At 53.2% G+C, this 777-nt stretch carries 2 protein-coding genes; both read left to right on the top strand.

The features are described 5' to 3' along the window. Positions 1–349 precede the first annotated feature (349 nt). Positions 350–550 carry a phage holin family protein gene (locus ACR52_RS27285; protein WP_048731292.1) on the top strand — a complete coding sequence of 67 codons (201 nt, stop codon included), beginning with the start codon at positions 350–352 and terminating at the stop codon, positions 548–550. Beyond that, the coding region (locus tag ACR52_RS27290) for a DNA packaging protein (protein WP_048731294.1) at positions 550–777 on the top strand (228 nt) is incomplete at its 3' end. The genes ACR52_RS27285 and ACR52_RS27290, both read left to right, overlap by 1 nt.

Genomic DNA, 777 nt, shown 5'->3' on the forward strand with positions numbered 1-777 from the left:
AAACCTTGAAACGAGGCTTCATATCACTCCATGAGGCAATCGGGCCGCTACGAGCGGGCAGCCCAACGAAAAAGTCAATCTCAGTCCCGCTTCAGCACCCAAAGCAGCTCGTGACGGCGCACGGCCTTCCGTCTATACGAGCGTTCAGGGGCTGCGAGAGCTGGCTAACATGCCGGTCAACACTCAGATGTACGTGACCCACTCGCCTAATAGCTATGTCCTGATGGCGTTCCGTGACACCAATACGGCTCAGCGCCGAGTGCTTCAGTTCGTATCGTTCGGGCCCAACTCCGGGTTTACCAACTTCTACGGATTCAAGCGAGTTCCGTACACACCATAAGGAGGCTCAATGCTCGAACTTAATTTTAACGAAGGGGTGGTTCGTGCCACTCCTGTTGTAGCTGCGGCTGGTGCTGATGTAGCAAGTCGCTTTGCTGGCTTAACGATGTCCGATTGGTTCTATGCAGCGGCCATTATTTATTCGCTTACTCAATGCGCCGTCTTGGTCTACAAGACTGTGAAGGGGGTCCAACCAAAACAGGAGGGTTAATGTCGCAATCTATTCTCGAACAACTACTTGAGGCAATCGACACCGAGACCGGTAAGAACCTTTTACGCGACTTGAAGAATCCCGAGCTACGAACCCCTCAGCTTTACAACGCCATCGGCAAGTATCTTGACCGTCACAAGTTCACCATCGCTAAGTTGCAACCTGATGCGTCCCTCTTGGGTGACTTGGCGGCTGCGCTTAACGAGGTCCCTGAGCTGACCGACGAA

This window comes from Pseudomonas fildesensis (genome assembly GCF_001050345.1).
Taxonomy (GTDB): domain Bacteria; phylum Pseudomonadota; class Gammaproteobacteria; order Pseudomonadales; family Pseudomonadaceae; genus Aquipseudomonas; species Aquipseudomonas fildesensis.